At 52.0% G+C, this 396-nt stretch carries 1 protein-coding gene; it reads left to right on the top strand.

All coding sequences use genetic code 11. From position 1 onward, the window contains the following. Positions 1–396: HD-GYP domain-containing protein (locus J0A66_RS21910; RefSeq protein ID WP_206575961.1), on the top strand; the 396-nt coding region annotated here is incomplete at both ends.

Genomic DNA, 396 nt, shown 5'->3' with positions numbered 1-396 from the left:
ATGGAACCGGTGGAGCGCCGCTCCAAATACTGGCAGGGCCGTGGAGACCGCATCGCCCGCCTGGCCTTGTACCTGAATAAACTCAAAGGCAATCCGGTGGAGCCAAACCAATTGGCCGTGGCCTGTTATGTACACGATTTTGGTATGGCCTTTATGCCATTAAAAGTGTTGCATAAAACCACGCCACTGGAACAGACAGAGTTCAATCTGATGCGCTCTCATGTATATAAGAGTGCCCGTTTGCTGGAGCACTTGGACCAATGGAATGAGGCCCGTAAGATCGTTATCCAGCACCATGAACGCCTGGATGGCTCGGGCTACCCGCTGGGTTTAAAAGATGCTGACATCTGTGAAGGGGCTAAGTTGCTGGCCATTATCGACACCTTCGACGCATTA

The organism is Bowmanella dokdonensis (assembly GCF_017254865.1).
GTDB lineage: Bacteria > Pseudomonadota > Gammaproteobacteria > Enterobacterales > Alteromonadaceae > Bowmanella > Bowmanella dokdonensis.
The sequence above is the reverse complement of the archived record's forward strand: the minus strand, read 5'-3'. Positions and strand labels throughout refer to the sequence as shown.